Below are 16,700 nucleotides of genomic sequence, written 5' to 3' on the forward strand. Positions count from 1 at the left end.
CGGTGGTCGCGAGACCCAGTACGGGATCGAATTCACAATGGCCAGCCCACAGATGACGCGGAGCCGGGAGATTCCGGTCGTTGCTTTTTAGGTCGGCAACGCCGTACTCGCGCTGTCGCCCACCTGACGTCTGCGCTGGCTACTGTGGCATCCAGAGACCCGAGCAAAGGAAACGCGATGAGCAATCACACCTACCGCGTGATCGAGATTGTCGGAACCTCGCCCGACGGGATCGACGCGGCTATCAGCAGCGGACTGTCCCGAGCGGCGCAGACCATGCGCGGCCTGGACTGGTTCGAGGTGGAATCGATCCGCGGCCACCTGGTGGACGGGGCCGTCGGCCACATCCAGGTGACCATGAAAGTCGGCTTCCGCCTGGACGATTCCCAGGGTGGGCAGCACTAGCCGGCGACGGCGCCCGGCTCCGAGAACGGCGCCCCGAACTCGGTCACCGGCCGCAAACCGCGCTTGCGTGCCTTCGCGGCCGCGTCCCGGATCAGCTTGTAGATCCCGACGAACACGGCATGATCGGTCAGCACCAGCGGTGTCAGCAGCCGGTTGTGCACCAGCGCGAACGCCACTCCGTCCGCGGGGTTGGCCCAGCCGACCGAACCGCCCATTCCGACATGACCGAAGCCGGGCATCACGTTCCCGAACGGCACGCTGTGGTAACCCAGGTGGAAAGCCAACGGCACGAACAGGTTTCGATCCGGCCGCAGGCTCCGTTGACCGGTCAGGCCCGCAACCAGCTCACGGGACAGGAACCGGGTGCCGTCGATCTCGCCGCCGTTGGCGATCGCCCCGTACATCCGCGCCAGCGCGCGGGCCGTCACCACCCCGTTGGCCGCCGGAATCTCGCCGTCCAGCAACGGGATCTCGCCCTGGGCGGCGGCGATGAAGCCCGGGAAATACATGGACCGCCATCCACCGGACAGCTCGTTGGCGACCTTGCGCGTCACATAGTTGAGGACCGGGTTGACGACGATGCTCTGCGGCATGATGATCTGGGCGACCCGCGTCGGGGACTCGGCCGTGGGCCGGCCCAGGTGCATCCCGTCGGTGCCCAGGGGCTCGGCGAGTTCCTCGCGGATCAGCGCCCGCATGCCCTGTCCGGTCACGGCCCGGGCAAGCCCGGACATCAACCAACCGAAGGTCAGCGCGTGATACGCGGGTTTGCCCAGCAGGCGTCCCGGGTGCGCGGCCGCCAGCCGTTCTTCCATGCCGATGTGGTCCAGCAAGTCTTCCTGGGAGGCGCCGCGCAGGCCCGACAGGCCGGCGGCGTGTCTCATCACCTCGCGCACGGTGAGGGCCGCTTTGCCGTTGGCCGCGAACTCCGGCCAGTACTCGGCCACGGGAGCCTCGTAGTCGATGAGCCCGCGGTCCGCGAGCCGGTGGATGACCGTGGCGGTCATCCCCTTGCTTGCTGAGAACACCATGGCTGCGGTGTCGGCTGACCACGGCACCTGACCGCTCCGGTCAGCCCAGCCGCTCCACACGTCGACGGCGGGTTGACCGTCGACGTATACGGCCAGCGCCCCGCCGCCGAACCGGCGGGCGGGGAACATCGTGGAAAAGCTGCGAACGACGCACGCAAAGTGTGGGTCCGCCGCGCCGGACATACGATGACCTGCGTCAGGGTCATCGTGAGGGGGGACCGCGCGGCGACCGACCCGAGACTCCGTTGTCACGGTTTTCAATTTACTTAAATCTCGTACCTTCTGTCGGCAAACTGTGGTTAAGTTACCGTTCCGTTAGGCAGACGCGGCGTTCCATATCTACCGGGCCGCCGACTCGGCGGTGAGGCGCCGACAGGTGTCGGGATACTGGTCCCGCCGGATCAACGGCGAACATCGGCTGGTGTACCGAGCAGGCGATGACGAAGTCAAAATCCTCAAAGCCCGATACGACTATTAAATGCGGCGCCAGGCGCTGCAGCGCAGGGTCACTCCAGACCGAGGGCAGCGCGCAACCGCGTCGGGCTCATCGTTCCGGGTTGGTTGGTGCCTTGCGGGAATGAATCGAGCAGCCGGATCAGGTCGATGCGTCGGGTCGGGTCGTCGGCGCATTGGCGGGGCGTGTGACCCGCCAGCGCGGGGATCGGTTCGTCAAGCCAGGCCGCTTCGTGTTTGCGGACCAGCTCGTCGAGGGCCGCGGCGATGGTCGGGTCGGTGGCCGGATCGAGAGGCTCGACCGACGACGCTGGGCCGCGTCCGGCGAGCCGCTGGAAGGCGCGAAGGTCGCCGGCAGGTTCGCGGGTGTCGCTCAAGACCGTGACCGAGGGGGCCGTCGCCTCCCATACCACACGCGCCCGGGATCCCTCTGGAAAAGGAGTTTCCCGTCCAGCGCGACCCGGCCCGCTAGCTCGAGTGGAGCGCGATTCAGCACCACGAGGTCGACACCGGTGGGCAGCAGAACCTGGAAAGCCTCCGGAGGTTCTCCGTCGAAATAGGCCGCGATGTCGACATCGGAATCTGGCCCGGCAGTGCCCAATGCGCGACTGCCGTGCAGGTAGGCAAACCGCGACGTGATGCCGCAGCGCCTCGATCGCCTCCACAATTCGCTTGTCGACCTGATCCACCGTCCGATTGTTTCACCCGCACCACAAACCGGTAGGTATGCGTGGCAGCGTTCACGCGCGTTAGTCCGCAGCGGCCTTGAGTATTTGCTGGGCCGCTAGCGCGGGGGTCAGCTCCCCCGCCTTGACTTGACGTTCCAGCTCGGCGCGCAATTTGCGGACGGCCGGGTTGGACAGCACCCTGTCCAGGACGGTGTCGCGGACCATCTGCCACGTCCAGTCGACTTGCTGGGCCCGCCTGCGCTCCTCGAGCTCCCCGGCGTCGGTGAGCACCCGGCGATGGCGCTCGATCGTTTCCCACAGCTCGGTCAGGCCGGTTCCTTCCATCGCGCTCATCGTGAGAACCGGTGGCCGCCAGAGCGTTTCGCCCGGATGGATCAACCTGATCACCGCCGACAGTTCACGCGCGGCCTTGCGCGCCTCGGCCAGATGCTCCCCGTCGGCCTTGTTGACCACCGCGATGTCGGCCAGCTCCAGCGCGCCCTTCTTGATGCCCTGCAGCTGATCGCCGCTGCGCGCCAGGGTCAACAGCACGAAGGTGTCCACCATGTTCGCCACGGCCACCTCGGACTGGCCGACGCCGACCGTCTCGACGAGAATCACGTCGAACCCGGCGGCCTCCAGCAGCACGATGGCTTCCCGGGTGGCCTTCGCCACCCCGCCCAAGGTGCCCGATGTCGGCGACGGGCGGATGTAGGCGTCCGGGTGCACCGCCAGGCGCGCCATCCGGGTCTTGTCGCCGAGGATCGAGCCGCCGGTACGAGTCGACGACGGGTCGACGGCCAGCACCGCCACCCGGTGGCCCTGTCCGATCAGGTGCATGCCCAGCGCCTCGATGCTGGTGGACTTTCCCACCCCGGGCACCCCGCTGATGCCGACACGGTGGACGTTGCCCGCGTGTGGCATCAACTCCAGCAGCAGCTGCTGCGCCTTTTTCTGATGGTCGGCACGGGTGGATTCCAGCAGCGTGATGGCTCGTGGCAGCGCCGCGCGGTCGCCGCCGAGAACGGCCTTGGCCAATTCGTCGACGGAGTCAGTCGGCTGGCGTGTCATGTTGAGCGCGCCGGACGTAACGCCACGGCGAAAAGAACGGCGGATTTTCGCCGTGGCGTTACGCCCGCGGGAAGATTTTCAATCACTGGCCCAGTCATATCCCAGCCGCTCGGCAAGCTTGCGCAGCAGGCCGATGGCGGCGTCGGCGATCACCGTCCCGGGCGGGAAGATGGCGGTGGCCCCGGCGGCGTACAGATCGTCGAAGTCGCCGGGCGGGATGACGCCACCGACCACGATCATGATGTCGGGCCGTCCCACCTCGGCCAGCGCGTCGCGCAGCGCCGGCACCAGCGTCAGGTGGCCGGCGGCCAGCGACGACACCCCGATGACGTGCACGTCGTTGTCGGCGGCCTGGCGGGCCACCTCCTCGGGCGTGGAGAACAGCGACCCGACGTCGACGTCGAATCCGATGTCGGCGAACGCCGTCGCGATCACCTTCTGCCCGCGGTCGTGGCCGTCCTGGCCCATCTTGGCCACCAGAATCCTGGGCCGGCGGCCGTCGGCCTCGGCGAATTTCTCGACCAATTCGGTGGCGGTGGCGATGTTGGTGGCCTTTCCCGCTTCGTGCCGGTAGACCCCGGCGATAGTACGGATCTCCGCCTGGTGACGGCCATACACCTTTTCCAGCGCGTCGGAAATCTCACCCACGGTGGCCTTCGCCCGGGCCGCGTCGATGGCCAGCGCCAACAGGTTGTTGCCCAGGCCATCATCACCGGCGCGGCCGTGCGCCGAGGCGGCGCGGGACAGCTCCGCCAGGGCCGCGTCGACGGCCGACTGGTCCCGGTTGGCCCGGAGCTCCTGCAGTTTCGCCAACTGCTCGGCACGCACCCGGCTGTTTTCGACCTTGAGTACCTCGATCTCCTGGTCCTCGTCGACCTGGTACTTGTTGACCCCGATCACCGGCTGCTGGCCCGAATCGATGCGGGCCTGGGTGCGCGCGGCCGCCTCCTCGATGCGCATCTTGGGGATGCCGTCGTCGATGGCCTGAGCCATGCCGCCGTGCTCTGCGATCTCGGCCATGTGGGCGCGGGCGTGTTGCGCGAGCTGATGGGTCAGCCACTCCACGTAATAGGAGCCGCCCCACGGGTCGATCGGCCTGGTGGTGCCCGACTCCTGCGCCAACACCAGTTGGGTGTTGCGCGCGATCCGGGCCGAGAAGTCGGTGGGCAGGGCCAGCGCCTCGTCCAGCGCGTTGGTGTGCAGCGACTGGGTATGGCCCTGGGTGGCGGCCATCGCCTCGATGCAGGTGCGCGCGACGTTGTTGAAGGCGTCCTGGGCGGTCAGCGACCAGCCCGAGGTCTGCGAATGTGTGCGCAGGGACAAGGATTTGGGGTTCTTGGCGCCGAATCCGGCGACCAGTTCGCTCCATATCAGCCGGCCGGCCCGCAGCTTGGCGACCTCCATGAAGAAGTTCATCCCGATGCCCCAGAAGAACGACAGCCGCGGCGCGAATTTGTCGATGTCCAGCCCGGCGTCCAGGCCGGCCTTGATGTAGTCGACACCGTCGGCCAGCGTATAGGCCAGCTCCAAATCGGCTGTGGCACCGGCCTCTTGGATGTGGTAGCCGGAAATCGAGATGGAGTTGAACTTCGGCATTCTCGCGCTGGAGTAGGCGAAGATGTCGGAGATGATGCGCATCGAGGGCTTGGGCGGGTAGATGTAGGTGTTGCGCACCATGAACTCTTTGAGGATGTCGTTCTGGATGGTGCCGGCCAGTTTCTCCGGCGGCACCCCCTGCTCCTCGGCGGCCACGACGTACAGCGCCAGGATCGGCAGCACGGCGCCGTTCATCGTCATCGACACCGACACCGTGGACAGGTCGATGCCGTCGAACAGCTGGCGCATGTCGAGGATGGAATCGATGGCGACACCGGCCATTCCGACGTCGCCCTGGACGCGGGGATGGTCGGAGTCGTAGCCGCGGTGGGTGGCCAGGTCGAAGGCCACCGACAGGCCCTTTTGGCCGGCGGCGAGGTTGCGGCGGTAGAAGGCGTTGGAATCCGCCGCGGTGGAGAACCCGGCGTATTGACGAATTGTCCAGGGCTGGTTGACATACATCGTCGGGTAGGGGCCGCGCACGAAGGGCGGCTCGCCGGGGAAACTGTTCAGCGGATAACCGTCGGCCGCCGCGGCCGCGCGGTCGGCGGCGATGTACACGGGTTTGACGTCAATGCCTTCGGGCGTGTGCCACTGCAGCTGATCGGGCGTGTATCCCTGCGCCGACGCGGCCGCGGCGACGTGCTTTTGCACGGCGGCCTCGGTGGGCGGCTGCACGTCGCGATCGCCGTGCAGCGGGACATCGGAGAAACTGCCGATGGCACCGGTCGTCGCCGGAGCCGCTTGGTGGGCGACATCATTAACAGTCATAGCGGCTACGCTCCCAACAGAGTGAGCAGGTTCGACAAGGCTTCCACCGCATTGATTTTCGCGGTCAGGTACTCGTCCGGCCGGTGCGGGGAGTCCCCGAGCGCTTGCTCGGGACCCGCCAGGTATACCCGCGATACACCGGCGCTTCGGGCCGCGTCGACCACGTCCGCCGCCTCGTCGCGGTAGCGCTTGTCGGTGCCGCAGATCACGGCCACCGGCGACCCGGCCGCGGACGTTTCAGCCAGGGCCGCGGCGACCCCGGCGGCATCGACCGGCCCCGGATTGATCGCCTCGATGCCGCCCGACGCGAGCAGGTTGGCCGCGAACGTCGCCCGGATGTTGTGCTCGGCCAGCGGGCCCAGCGGCAGCAGCAACGCCTTGGGGCGCGAACCGGTGCGCGCCAGGAAGGCGTCGGAACGGTCCCGCAGCGCCTCGAACTCCGCCGCATAGCGCCGGACTCCGGATGGCGAATGCTCTTGCGGCAGCGGCGGTTCCTCCAGGTTCGGATATTCGTTGACGCCGGTGATCGCGGTGCGGCGATGCGCGACGTCGTCGGCGCGCCGCGCGGCGACGTCGGCGATCTGCTCGGCGACGTAGTCGCGCGCGTCGGCGAACCCGCCGCGGGCCGCCCGCTCCTCAGTGGCCTGGAACTGCTGCCACGCCCGCTGAGCCAGCTGCTCGGTGAGCTCCTCGACGTACCACGACCCGCCGGCCGGGTCCAACACCCGCCCGACGTGCGACTCTTCCAGCAGCAGCAGCTGGGTGTTGCGGGCGATGCGGCGCGCGAAGGCGCTCGCCACGCCGGGAAAGCCGCCGGGGATGGCCACATCGAACGGGTACACCAGCACGGTGTCGGCGCCGCCGACGCCCGCGCCGAAGGCGGCCACGGTCCCGCGCAGCATGTTCACCCACGGGTCGCGCTGGGTCATCATCGGCAGCGAGGTCTCCGCGTGCACGACGGCCGCGCCGGCCTCCGGTTCGCCGACGACCTCCGCGACGCGCGCCCACAGCCGACGCGCGGCGCGGATCTTGGCGATGGTCATGAACTGGTCGTCGTCGGCGGCCAGCCGGAAGCTGATTTGCCGCAACGCTTGGCCGACGGGGATCCCGGCCTCGGTGAGCAACCGCAGGTAGGCGACCGCGGCCGCGACGCTGCCGGCCAGCTCCCAGGTCGCGTCGGCGCCCCGGTTGTGGAAGGCGGGACCGTCGACGGTGATCGCGCGCACGCCGTGGATCCCGGCCACCCGGGTCGCCACGGCGACCACTTGCTCCGTCGATGGGGAGCCGCGGCCGCTCAGTGTCGCGGTCAGCGGGTCGGCGCCCAGATCGACGGACAGGGCGTTGCGCTTGTCCGCACCGAGCTGGTCGAGAAGTGCCAGCAGCGCGTCGCAGGCCTCGGCGTAGTCGGCGCCGGCGTCAAGGACCACGGGAACCAGGTCCAGGTACACCCCCGAGAGCAGCTGCGTGAGCTGCCCAGCCGCCACCCCGGACTCCCCCACCCGGATCAGCAGCGCGCTGACCCCGTCGGCGAGCGCGGCCAGCACCGCCGCATTGCCGTCGGCGCAGCCGGGCGCGGGGAAAACCTCGGCGACCTTCCAGCCGGCGTTGACATCGCGCACCGCGTCGCCACCACGCACGTAGGGCCACTCGCCGGGCAGCGCCGGTTCGGGCAGCTGGTCGAGCGCGGTGTAGAGCGCCCGGATGGCGATCCCGTCGTAGGTCGGGGTTTCCAGCAGCCGTTCGGGCTCGTCCCCCAATTGCCCGGGGTCCTTACGCGAGCTCTTCGAAAGCACACCGGCGACCGCAGTGCGCCAACGCCCGCGAACCTGTTCCAGGTCGGCGAGCTCGGGTACATCAATGGACACCGATTGCTCCCTTTTCCCAGCAAAATGGGGCCGGACACTTACCAATGAGGCTAATTGATCGGGGCTTGCCGCTAAAAACCGCGCGGCGCCGCGATCGGGGCAGGTCGCTCAGGACGCCGATGAAACGCCAGCCTCGGGAAACGAATAATTCATCTCTGCCCCGTAACCTTTACAGCCGTGACGGCTTCCGCCACCTGCAAAATCACCGAGACGCTGCGCGACCTCGGCTCGGCCCTGGGCGTCGCGGCGCGTCAGCTGTTGCGGCCCCGGACGATCGCGACAGTGGTCGGTATCACAGTCCTGACTGTGGTGGCGTCGTGGCTGCCCCTGCCGACGCCGGTGCAGATGCGCGACTGGGCGGAGTCGGTGGGCCCCTGGTTCCCGTTGGCGTTCCTCGGCGCACACACCGTGATCACGGTGGTACCGGTCCCCCGCACGGCGTTCACCCTGGCCGCCGGGCTGCTGTTCGGCCCGGCGCTGGGAGTTGGTATCGCGGTGGCCGCCAGCACCGCGAGCGCGATACTCGCGATGCTGCTGGTGCGCGCGGCCGGATGGCAGCTCAAGCGCCTGGTTCGCCACCGATCGATCGACACGGTGAACGAGCGCTTACGCCAACGCGGCTGGCTCGCCATCTTGTCGCTGAGGCTGATCCCCGCCGTGCCGTTTTCGGCGATCAACTACGCCGCCGGCGCATCATCGGTGCGGGTGCTGCCGTACACGTTGGCCACGCTGGCCGGTTTGCTGCCCGGCACCGCGGCCGTGGTGATCCTCGGCGACGTCCTCGCCGGTCACCCCAGCCCGCTGCTGTTTCTGGTTTCGCTGTGCACGGCCGCCTTGGGCGTGACGGGGCTGATCGTCGAGATCCGCCACTACCGGCAACACCACCGCCAGAAGGCGCAGAGCGCCCCACACGGCGACGAGCCTTCCGCGGAACCGGCCGTCGTCAGCTGACTGCCGCCGACGCCCGCGGCTACCCATTTCTGAACCAAACCCGAAGATGTGAGCCTAAAGAACTGCCGTCTGCATTATGCCTGCATTGCTGCTAGTCTGCAGCCATGGTCGCCATTACGATCCGTGGCGTGCCCGACGAGGTTCGCGACGAACTGGCCGCACGTGCCGCCCGGTCCGGACAGTCCCTGCAGGAGTACCTGCGTAGCCTGCTCGTCGCGACAGCGGACAAGCCAACCGCGCGCGACGTCGTCGCCCGGGCCCGGGCCCGGGTGAACGCGACAAAAGTGCGCCTCGACGCGGCCGCCATCCTCGCTGCCAAAGACGCCGATCGCCGGTGAGGGGAAGCGTCGTCTGCGACGCATCGGTGGTCATCGCCGTCTTGCTCGATTCCGGCAGCGATGGCCAATGGGCAACCACGCTTTTAGCGGACGCGGAACTTTCCGCACCGACGTTGTTGCCGTACGAATGCGCCAACGTCATCAGGCGTGCGGAACTCAGCGGAGCGATTAGCGCTGACCAGGCGGCTCAAGCACACACCGATCTGCTCGATTTGGCGATAGACCTTTGGCCGTACGACGTGCTCGCAAGCCGCGCTTGGCAGCTACGGGCCAATCTGTCCAGCTACGACGGCGCCTACGTCGCGCTCGCCGAGATCTTGAGCGCCCCGTTGGTGACTCTGGATCGACGGATCCAGCGAGCGCCGGGCATTACCTGTTCGGTGTTGGTCCCCTATGGCACGTTCGGCCCGTAGCGTCCTCCGCTACCGACGACCGGGGAAGCCGTATGACCTCCAACGGCACCAACTTCGGCGCCGGTACCCCAGTGCTGCCCCCGCCGCGCTAGTCCGCCGGCTGGGTCCCGACCAGATCCCCGGCCGCGGCGGCGCTGCGGACCGACGGCCCGGAACCCAGCAACGGCTTGCCGGCCACCTCCGGGGCGAAGATCAGGGTGACGGCCCCGACCAGCCCGGCGAATATCAGCATGTAGGCCGGCACCATCGCGTTACCGGTGCCCGCGACCAGCGACTCGGCGATCAACGGGGTGGTGCCACCGAAGGCCGACACCGCGATGTTGAATCCGATCGACACCGCGCCGTAGCGCACATGGGTGGGAAACAATGCGGGCAGGATTGCCGGTTCGAGGCTGCTCAAGAAGAGCATGGGCAGCCCGACGAGCAGCACGCCGCCGAACTTCGTCGGGTACGACCCGCCGAACCGCATCAACGTGAATGCCGGGATCGAGACGGCGATGAGCAACGCGCATCCCGTCCATAGCAATGGTTTGACGCCGATGCGATCCGACAGCATCGCGACGAACAGCACGCCGATCGTCAAGACGGCAAGCACAATCAGGACCATCACCAATGCGGCGGTGTCGGCCACGCCGGCGGTCTTCTTCAGGTAGGTCGGCACGTACCCGCTCACCATGTAGCTGGTGTCACTGATCGCCAGCTCCAGGCCGATGCAGATGAGCAGCCCCTTCCACTGCCGCACGACGGTCAGCGTGAATTGGCTGCGAACCGAGATTGGCAGCGCGGCCTTGTGCACCTTCTCGTAATCGGGCGATTCCTCGATCCGCGAGCGCAGGTAAACCGCAACCAGGCCCAGGGGCGCGGCCAACAGGAACGGTATGCGCCAGCCCCAGGCGAGCATGTCGGCGGCCGGCAGCGCCGTCTGCAACCCCGTCACCAGCGCGGCGCCCACCACGAACCCGGCCAGCGTGCCCACCGGGAGAAACCCGGCAAGCATTCCCCGTTTGTGATCCGGGGCGTGCTCGGCAATGAAGGTCATGGCGCCCGCATACTCCCCGCCGGAGGAAAGGCCCTGGCAGATGCGAATGACGGTGAGCAGGATCGGCGCCCAGACCCCGATGGTGTGATAGACGGGCAGCACCCCGGTCGCCGACGCGCAGACGGCCATCAGCGAGATCGTCATCACCAACACGGGCTTGCGACCGATGCGGTCGCCGAGCGGGCCGAAGATGAACCCGCCGAGCGGCCGCACGACGAACCCCGCCGTCATCGTGCCGAACGTGGCGATGAGGTTGCCCGCACCGGAGTTCTCTCCCGGATAGAACTTCTGCGCGAGGATGGTGGCGACGAGGCTGAACAGGGTGAAGTCGTACGCCTCCATGAAGTTTCCGATGGCCGTGCCCTCGATGGACCGACGCGTTGCGTGGGTGTCGACCACCGTGATGTCGTCGCGTTTCAATGCACGGCGTCCCTCGCCCGCTTTTCGGCTCATTGGGTAGCTGAATTACCCGCAACGCCCCGCAACTATGCGACCCCCTAATCGGCCGGAGGAGAATCACAATCATGACACGGGGTGGAAAACAATCGATTTTCGCGGCGACCGGCGCGCGGCCGCTGCCGATCCCGCCGACTCATGCGCGCGCCGATTTGGATTACCGGGCCCGCCCGGGCGAGCCGTTCGGCTCACGCGTCCTGATGCTCGAACACGTTTGACGCAAGTCCGGAGCGCCGGCGCTATGCAGTCTTGGAAGTCGTCGATCACCCCAGCCCGGAGGTGTACGTCATCGCCTCCGGATTCGGCCGAAAAGCCCAGTGGTTCCGCAACATTGAGGCCGACCCCCGGGTCCGGGTGTACGTCGGCGGCCACTAGTCCCGATCCGGGCCCTTCACCGTCATCGCCGCGAACGTGGCCAGAAACGACGCGGCGGGAAGGGTGTTGACGATCTTGTCCCGTGCCCGGATGTGCGCGCCCACCGCGAGGGCAAAGTACAGCGTGAGCAGCGCCGTCGTCAGCCTCGCCAAACCGGGGAATCGGGTGACCGAGAGCAAGCCAACCGCCGCGGCGGCCTTGACCACCGGCAGCACGGGCCGGATTTCGTCGGGCACTCCCAGGTCGTCCAGAACTTTCTTGATGGGGGCCACCTGGACCGCACACGCCACGGCGTCGACAGCGTGGAACGCGGCAAGCCCCGCATAGGTTTTCGGTGAAGTCAGCGCACTCATACACCCGAGCCTATTGGGTCAACTCGGGCGGCGCTCCCGGGTGGCCGTCCACCGGTTGGCGGGCGATCGCCTCGGCCTTGGCCACCGCCTGGGCGATGGCCGGGTCGGTCTCGGTGGAGAACCAGTCGGCGATGTCCGCGTCGTCGTCGGCGGCGTGTTTGGGGACATCGTCGACAGGGGACGGCTGGAAACGGAACACGCCGTCCTCGCCTGGGGTGCCCAGCAGCCTGGTGAAGCCCTGCAACGCCGCGCTGAAGTCGCTGGGCACCACCCACACCTTGTTGGCGTCACCGCGCGCCATCTCCGGCAGTGTCTGCAGGTACTGGTAGGCCAGCATCTCCGGGGTGGGCCTGCCCGCCTTGATCGCGGCGAACGTCTTCTCGATGGCCTTGGCCTGCCCCTGCGCCCGCAGGTATGCCGCGGCGCGTTCACCCTGAGCGCGCAGCATCCGGGACTGCCGGTCGGCCTCGGCGGCCAGGATCGCGGCTTGCTTGGCACCTTCGGCGGCCAGGATCTGGGCCTGTTTGGCGCCTTCGGCCTGAGTGATCGATGCCTGCCGGTTCCCTTCGGCGGTCAGGATCACCGCCCGCTTCTCCCGGTCGGCCTTCATCTGCTTTTCCATCGAGGCCTGAATCGACGGCGGCGGGTCGATGCTGCGCAGCTCCACCCGCGCCACCCGCAGGCCCCACCGGCCCGTCGCCTCGTCGAGCACGCCGCGCAACTGGGCGTTGATCTTGTCGCGGGAGGTCAGCGTCTGCTCGAGCGTCATGCCGCCGACCACGTTGCGCAGCGTGGTGGTGGTGAGCTGCTCGACGCCGACGATGTAGTTGCTGATCTCGTAGACGGCCGCCTGTGGAACGGTGACCTGGAAGTAGACCACGGTGTCGATGTTGAGGGTCAGGTTGTCCTCGGTGATCACCGGCTGCGGCGGGAACGACACCACCCGCTCGCGCAGGTCCACGCGGGCACGGACGCGGTCGATGAACGGCACCAGCAGCGTCAGCTGCCCGCTGACGGTGCGGCTGTATCGACCCAGGCGTTCGATCACCGCCGCCTCGGCCTGCGGGATCAGCGTCACGGACTTCGCCACCACGATGATCCCAAAGACCACCAGCGCAAGCGCCACCACTAACAGAGCGATTCCAGTCATCGCGCTTCCTCCTAGTTCTCCGTCAGCGGTTAGATGTCCTTGAACACCACTGCTGTGGCGCCGTTGATCTGCATGACGGTCACCCGTTCGCCGGGTTCGTACACCTCGTTGTCGTTGAGCGGCCGCGCCGTCCACACCTGGCCGTCCAGCTTTACCTGGCCCTCGTCGCGTGCGACGCGGTCAAGGACCAGCGCGCTCTTGCCCTCCAGCGCCTTGATGCCGGTCGGCAGCCCCTTCGCGGGCGTGAGCCGCCGCCGCAGCGCCGGCCTCACCAAAACCAGCAGCAGCACCGAGACGACCACGAACACCGCCGCGTCGGCCCAGACCGGCCAGTCCAGCAGCCAGGTGCTCCCCGCGGCGGCCAGCGCGCCCCCCGAAAGCATCAACAGGGACATGTCGCCGGTGAGCGCCTCCGCACCGGCAAGCACCAGCGCGAATATGAGCCAGATCACCGCGGCGGGCATGCGGTCAGAATACGCGTCATCCGCCTTTGCCGGACCAAACAACTACACTCCGAGATCATGTGGTGTCCCAGTGTCTCGCTGTCCCTGTGGGCCAACGCCTGGCTTGCGGGCAAGGCCGCGCCCGACGATGTCTTGGACGCGTTATCCCTTTGGGCGCCAAAGCAATCAGTCACCGCCTACGATGCCGTCGCCGCGGGCCACACGGGGCTCCCGTGGCCCGATGTCCACGACGCCGGGACGGTCACGCTGCTGCAAACGCTGCGCGCGGCGGCCGGCCGGCCGGCCTCTCCGGGTTCGATCAACGTGGTTCTGCCGCTGCCCGGCGATGTGCGCGGGCTGGCGCCGGGAACGCAGTTCGAGTGCGACGCGCTGGCCGCCGGCGAGGCGGTCATCATCACCAACCCCGACGATCCCGCCACCGCCGTCGGGCTGGTCCCCGAATTCGCCTACGGCGATTCGGACGAGATCGACGACGACGTGGGCCTGCCCGAATTGTGTGCGCTGTCATGGACAGTGTACTCGTTGCCCGGCGCGCCCTCGTTCCACCACCACGAGCTCGGTGATGCGGAATACGCGCTGCGGTCGGCCGTGCGCTCGGCCGCGGATGCGCTCGGCGCCATCGGCCTGGGAGCCGCATCCGACGTCGACGATCCACGGGGACTCGTCGAGCAGCTGCTGGAATCGGCACGGCAACACCGCATTCCCGACCATGCGCCGTTGCGCGCCCTGCGGGTGCTGGAGAACGCCGCGCACGTCGACGCCATCATCGCGGTCAGCGCCGGGCTCAGTCGGTCCGACTCCCCAGCGGACCGCATCGTCGCGGGGACCACGCAATCGTCGTCACAAGCCCAGATCGCCACCGATGCGCTGCGCCCGCTGACCGCGGTGGTGCGTTCGGCGCGGATGGCCGCGGTCACCGCGATCCTCAACTCGGCCTGGGCCGACTAATCCTGGTGTCCGCCTTCCGGCGCCACGCAGTGCGGCGGGCGGCAGGGCGCGCCGTTGATGCTGGCGAGGCAGCCCGGCACCGGATCTCTGCCGCCCACCCGACTCGGCGCCCGGCTGCGGCGGAGTTCGTCGACGAGGTCCGCGGCCAGCCGGGCGAATCGCCGGTCGGCGTTGGGTGTTGCGGCGCGGGCAAAGGCCATCCCGGCAGCCTCGGCCTGTGATCGCAACTCGTGGTCGAGATCCCACACCACCTCGATGTGGTCGGCAACGAACCCGATCGGGCAGACGATGACGGCCTCCGTGCCCACCAGCGTCGCCAGGTGGGCGGCGACATCGGGTTCCAGCCACGGAACTTGGGGCGGGCCCGAACGCGACTGCCACGCCAGGTCGTAATCGGCGCAGCCGGCGGCCGCCGCGACCAGCCTTGCGGCATAAGCGACCTGGCGGCTATACAGCCGGGGGCCGCAGCGCTGGTCGGCGGCCACCGGGACCGAATGGGCGGTGAAGACCAGCCGCGCGCCGTGCGGGACGGACTCGGCCGCGGCGGCGATGGCGCCGGCGAACATCTCGACGAAAAGCGGGTGATCGAAGTAGGGCCGCAGCTTGACGAATTCGGGCGCCTCCGGCCCGGCCGCCCGGCGGGCCCGGGCGATGTCTTCGACATACTGTGTGCAGCTGGAATACCCACTCCACGCCGAAGTGGTGAACACAGCCGCACGACGAATGCCGTTGTCGCGCATCGTCGTAACGGCTTCTTCGACGTAGGGTTCCCAGTTGCGGTTGCCGAAATAGACCGGCAGGTCGAGTTCCGTCTGTAGTTCGGTGATCAGCGCGCGGTTGATGCCGTTGATCGGTGACACCCCGCCGAAGTGCAGGTAGTGCTCGGCGACTTCGTCGAGGCGCTCGGGTGGCACGTTGCGGCCCCGGGTGACGTTCTCCAGGAACGGCCGCACCTGCTCGGGCCCTTCCGGCCCGCCGAAGGACAAGAGCAGGACGGCGTCAAAATCCATTAGTGCCCAGAGCATTCCGCTTTTAAAGCAACTGCGTGCTGGCGCCGCCGTCGGCGTAGATGATGGTCCCGGTGGTGGCCGGCAGCCACTCGGACAGCAGCGCGCACACGGTCTTGGCGACCGGCGTCGCGTCCTTCATGTTCCAGCCCAGCGGCGCGCGCTGATCCCAGCCCTCCTCGAGCAGCTGTATCTGGGCGCCGGCCTCATCGCCGAGCGCGCCGCCGACGATCGCACTCATGGCCAGCGTCCGGATCGGCCCTGCCGCAACGAGATTCGAGCGCACACCGTACCTGCCCGCTTCGCGGGCCACGAACCGGTTCACCGACTCCAGCGCGCTCTTGGCGACGGTCATCCAGTTGTAGGCCGGCATCGCGCGCGACGGGTCGAAGTCCATCCCGACGATCCCGCCGCCGGGGTTCATGATCGGCAGCAGCGCCTTGGCAAGCGAGGCATACGAATACGCCGAGATGTGAATGCCCTTGGCGACGTCCTCGTAAGGCGCGTCGAAGAACGGGTTGATGCCCATGCCGGTCTGCGGCATGAAGCCGATCGAATGCACCACGCCGTCAAGCTTGTTGCCCTCACCGATCACCTCGGTCACCCGGTCGGCCAGGGTGGCAAGATGCTTCTCGTCCTGCACGTCGAGCTCGATCAGCGGGGCCTTGCCCGGCAGCCGGTCGGCGATGCGCTGGATCAGCCGCAGCCGGTCGAATCCGGTCAGCACCAGTTCGGCCCCCTGCTCCTGGGCTACTCGCGCGATGTGGAACGCGATCGACGAGTCGGTGATGATCCCGGTGACCAGAATCCGTTTGCCGTCGAGCAGTCCTGCCATGTCCGTCCTTATGTCGTGGCCTTATGTCGTGGCCTTATGTCGTGTTGAAATCAGTGGCCCATACCCATGCCGCCGTCGACCGGGATGACCGCACCGGAGATGTAACTCGCATCCTCGGACGCCAGGAAGCTGACCACCCCGGCGACCTCGGCGGCGGTGCCGACCCGCTTCGCCGGGATGAATTCGAGTGCCCCCTTCTGGATCCGCTCATCCAGCGCGCGGGTCATATCGGTGTCGATGTAGCCCGGGGCCACCACATTCGCGGTCACCCCGGCCTTCGACAGCTCCCGGGCGATCGAGCGGGCCATGCCGATCACACCGGCCTTGGAGGCCGCGTAGTTGGCCTGGTTGCCGATGCCCCAGGAGCCGGAGACCGAACCCATGAAGATCATCCGGCCGAACCGCTTTCGCAGCATGCTGCGCGACGCGCGCTGGGCCACCCGGAATGCACCCGTCAGGTTCGCGTCGATGACTTTCTCGAACTTCTCCTCGGTCATCCGCATGAGGAACG

The 16,700-nt window shown here is 67.9% G+C and carries 17 protein-coding genes and 3 pseudogenes; 7 read left to right on the forward strand and 13 right to left on the reverse strand.

Translation table 11 applies throughout. The features are described 5' to 3' along the window. Positions 1 to 177: 177 nt before the first annotated feature. Positions 178 to 405: a dodecin gene (locus tag JWP83_RS27390; protein ID WP_297737816.1), complete on the forward strand. Its 228-nt coding sequence runs from the start codon at positions 178 to 180 to the stop codon at positions 403 to 405. On the opposite strand, the gene JWP83_RS27395 is transcribed toward JWP83_RS27390, so the two are convergent. Next, positions 402 to 1,688, reverse strand: a complete 1,287-nt coding sequence (locus tag JWP83_RS27395; RefSeq protein WP_297737819.1) for a serine hydrolase domain-containing protein — start codon at positions 1,686 to 1,688, stop codon at positions 402 to 404. The genes JWP83_RS27390 and JWP83_RS27395 overlap by 4 nt on opposite strands. Before the next feature lie 121 nt (positions 1,689 to 1,809). On the opposite strand from JWP83_RS27395, the pseudogene JWP83_RS27400 reads away from it, so the two are divergent. Beyond that, a pseudogene (locus JWP83_RS27400) lies at positions 1,810 to 1,914 on the forward strand (type II toxin-antitoxin system YoeB family toxin); the annotation flags it as partial. Between the two features lie 28 nt (positions 1,915 to 1,942). Here the strand turns inward: JWP83_RS27400 and JWP83_RS27405 are convergent. The 5 genes and pseudogenes from JWP83_RS27405 to mutA form a co-directional block, all read right to left on the reverse strand. Further along, positions 1,943 to 2,164 (reverse strand): annotated as a pseudogene (locus JWP83_RS27405) (hypothetical protein); the annotation flags it as partial. A 98-nt stretch (positions 2,165 to 2,262) separates the two neighbouring features. Further along, a complete protein-coding gene (locus tag JWP83_RS31370) occupies positions 2,263 to 2,556 on the reverse strand; it encodes a nucleotidyltransferase domain-containing protein (protein WP_367185680.1) in 294 nt (97 codons plus the stop codon). An 82-nt stretch (positions 2,557 to 2,638) separates the two neighbouring features. Further along, positions 2,639 to 3,628, reverse strand: coding sequence for a methylmalonyl Co-A mutase-associated GTPase MeaB (gene meaB / locus JWP83_RS27410; RefSeq protein ID WP_297737821.1), 990 nt, complete (start codon positions 3,626 to 3,628; stop codon positions 2,639 to 2,641). A 78-nt stretch (positions 3,629 to 3,706) separates the two neighbouring features. Continuing rightward, positions 3,707 to 5,995 carry a methylmalonyl-CoA mutase gene (gene scpA, locus JWP83_RS27415; RefSeq protein ID WP_297737823.1) on the reverse strand — a complete coding sequence of 763 codons (2,289 nt, stop codon included), beginning with the start codon at positions 5,993 to 5,995 and terminating at the stop codon, positions 3,707 to 3,709. A 5-nt stretch (positions 5,996 to 6,000) separates the two neighbouring features. Then, positions 6,001 to 7,860 (reverse strand): methylmalonyl-CoA mutase small subunit, encoded by a 1,860-nt coding sequence (gene mutA, locus JWP83_RS27420; RefSeq protein ID WP_297737825.1) that lies wholly within the window; start codon positions 7,858 to 7,860, stop codon positions 6,001 to 6,003. A gap of 177 nt (positions 7,861 to 8,037) precedes the next feature. On the opposite strand from mutA, the gene JWP83_RS27425 reads away from it, so the two are divergent. The 3 genes from JWP83_RS27425 to JWP83_RS27435 all read left to right on the forward strand — a co-directional run bounded on the left by JWP83_RS27425 (position 8,038) and on the right by JWP83_RS27435 (position 9,562). Then, positions 8,038 to 8,811 (forward strand): TVP38/TMEM64 family protein, encoded by a 774-nt coding sequence (locus JWP83_RS27425; protein ID WP_297737828.1) that lies wholly within the window; start codon positions 8,038 to 8,040, stop codon positions 8,809 to 8,811. A gap of 104 nt (positions 8,812 to 8,915) precedes the next feature. Continuing rightward, a complete protein-coding gene (locus JWP83_RS27430) occupies positions 8,916 to 9,149 on the forward strand; it encodes a hypothetical protein (protein WP_297737831.1) in 234 nt (77 codons plus the stop codon). Next, entirely contained in the window at positions 9,146 to 9,562 is a 417-nt protein-coding gene (locus JWP83_RS27435) for a type II toxin-antitoxin system VapC family toxin (RefSeq protein WP_297737834.1), read from the forward strand. Before JWP83_RS27430 ends, JWP83_RS27435 begins: the two co-directional genes overlap by 4 nt. Positions 9,563 to 9,650: 88 nt before the next feature. On the opposite strand, the gene JWP83_RS27440 is transcribed toward JWP83_RS27435, so the two are convergent. Beyond that, positions 9,651 to 11,054 (reverse strand): MFS transporter, encoded by a 1,404-nt coding sequence (locus JWP83_RS27440; protein ID WP_297737837.1) that lies wholly within the window; start codon positions 11,052 to 11,054, stop codon positions 9,651 to 9,653. 71 nt (positions 11,055 to 11,125) lie between these two features. On the opposite strand from JWP83_RS27440, the pseudogene JWP83_RS27445 reads away from it, so the two are divergent. Further along, positions 11,126 to 11,417, forward strand: a pseudogene (locus tag JWP83_RS27445) (nitroreductase family deazaflavin-dependent oxidoreductase); the annotation flags it as partial. Positions 11,418 to 11,428: 11 nt separating this feature from the next. Here the strand turns inward: JWP83_RS27445 and JWP83_RS27450 are convergent. The 3 genes from JWP83_RS27450 to JWP83_RS27460 are packed head-to-tail and all read right to left on the reverse strand — an operon-like array spanning position 11,429 to position 13,399. Further along, entirely contained in the window at positions 11,429 to 11,785 is a 357-nt protein-coding gene (locus JWP83_RS27450) for a DoxX family protein (RefSeq protein WP_297737840.1), read from the reverse strand. Between the two features lie 10 nt (positions 11,786 to 11,795). After that, positions 11,796 to 12,935: an SPFH domain-containing protein gene (locus JWP83_RS27455; RefSeq protein ID WP_297737844.1), complete on the reverse strand. Its 1,140-nt coding sequence runs from the start codon at positions 12,933 to 12,935 to the stop codon at positions 11,796 to 11,798. A gap of 29 nt (positions 12,936 to 12,964) precedes the next feature. After that, entirely contained in the window at positions 12,965 to 13,399 is a 435-nt protein-coding gene (locus JWP83_RS27460) for an NfeD family protein (protein ID WP_297737848.1), read from the reverse strand. A gap of 57 nt (positions 13,400 to 13,456) precedes the next feature. Here JWP83_RS27460 and JWP83_RS27465 point away from each other — a divergent pair, with 57 nt between their 5' ends. Continuing rightward, positions 13,457 to 14,347 carry a hypothetical protein gene (locus JWP83_RS27465; protein WP_297737853.1) on the forward strand — a complete coding sequence of 297 codons (891 nt, stop codon included), beginning with the start codon at positions 13,457 to 13,459 and terminating at the stop codon, positions 14,345 to 14,347. On the opposite strand, the gene JWP83_RS27470 is transcribed toward JWP83_RS27465, so the two are convergent. From JWP83_RS27470 to JWP83_RS27480, 3 genes are all read right to left on the reverse strand, one after another. Further along, entirely contained in the window at positions 14,344 to 15,357 is a 1,014-nt protein-coding gene (locus JWP83_RS27470; protein ID WP_297737858.1) for a ferrochelatase, read from the reverse strand. The genes JWP83_RS27465 and JWP83_RS27470 overlap by 4 nt on opposite strands. A gap of 22 nt (positions 15,358 to 15,379) precedes the next feature. Then, complete coding sequence (gene inhA / locus JWP83_RS27475; protein ID WP_297737865.1) at positions 15,380 to 16,189, reverse strand: NADH-dependent enoyl-ACP reductase InhA; 810 nt, start codon at positions 16,187 to 16,189, stop codon at positions 15,380 to 15,382. A 50-nt stretch (positions 16,190 to 16,239) separates the two neighbouring features. Beyond that, on the reverse strand, positions 16,240 to 16,700 hold a 461-nt coding region (locus JWP83_RS27480), incomplete at its 5' end, for an SDR family oxidoreductase (protein WP_297737867.1).

Origin of the sequence: Mycobacterium sp. (genome assembly GCF_025965855.1) — a bacterium.
Lineage (GTDB): Bacteria > Actinomycetota > Actinomycetes > Mycobacteriales > Mycobacteriaceae > Mycobacterium.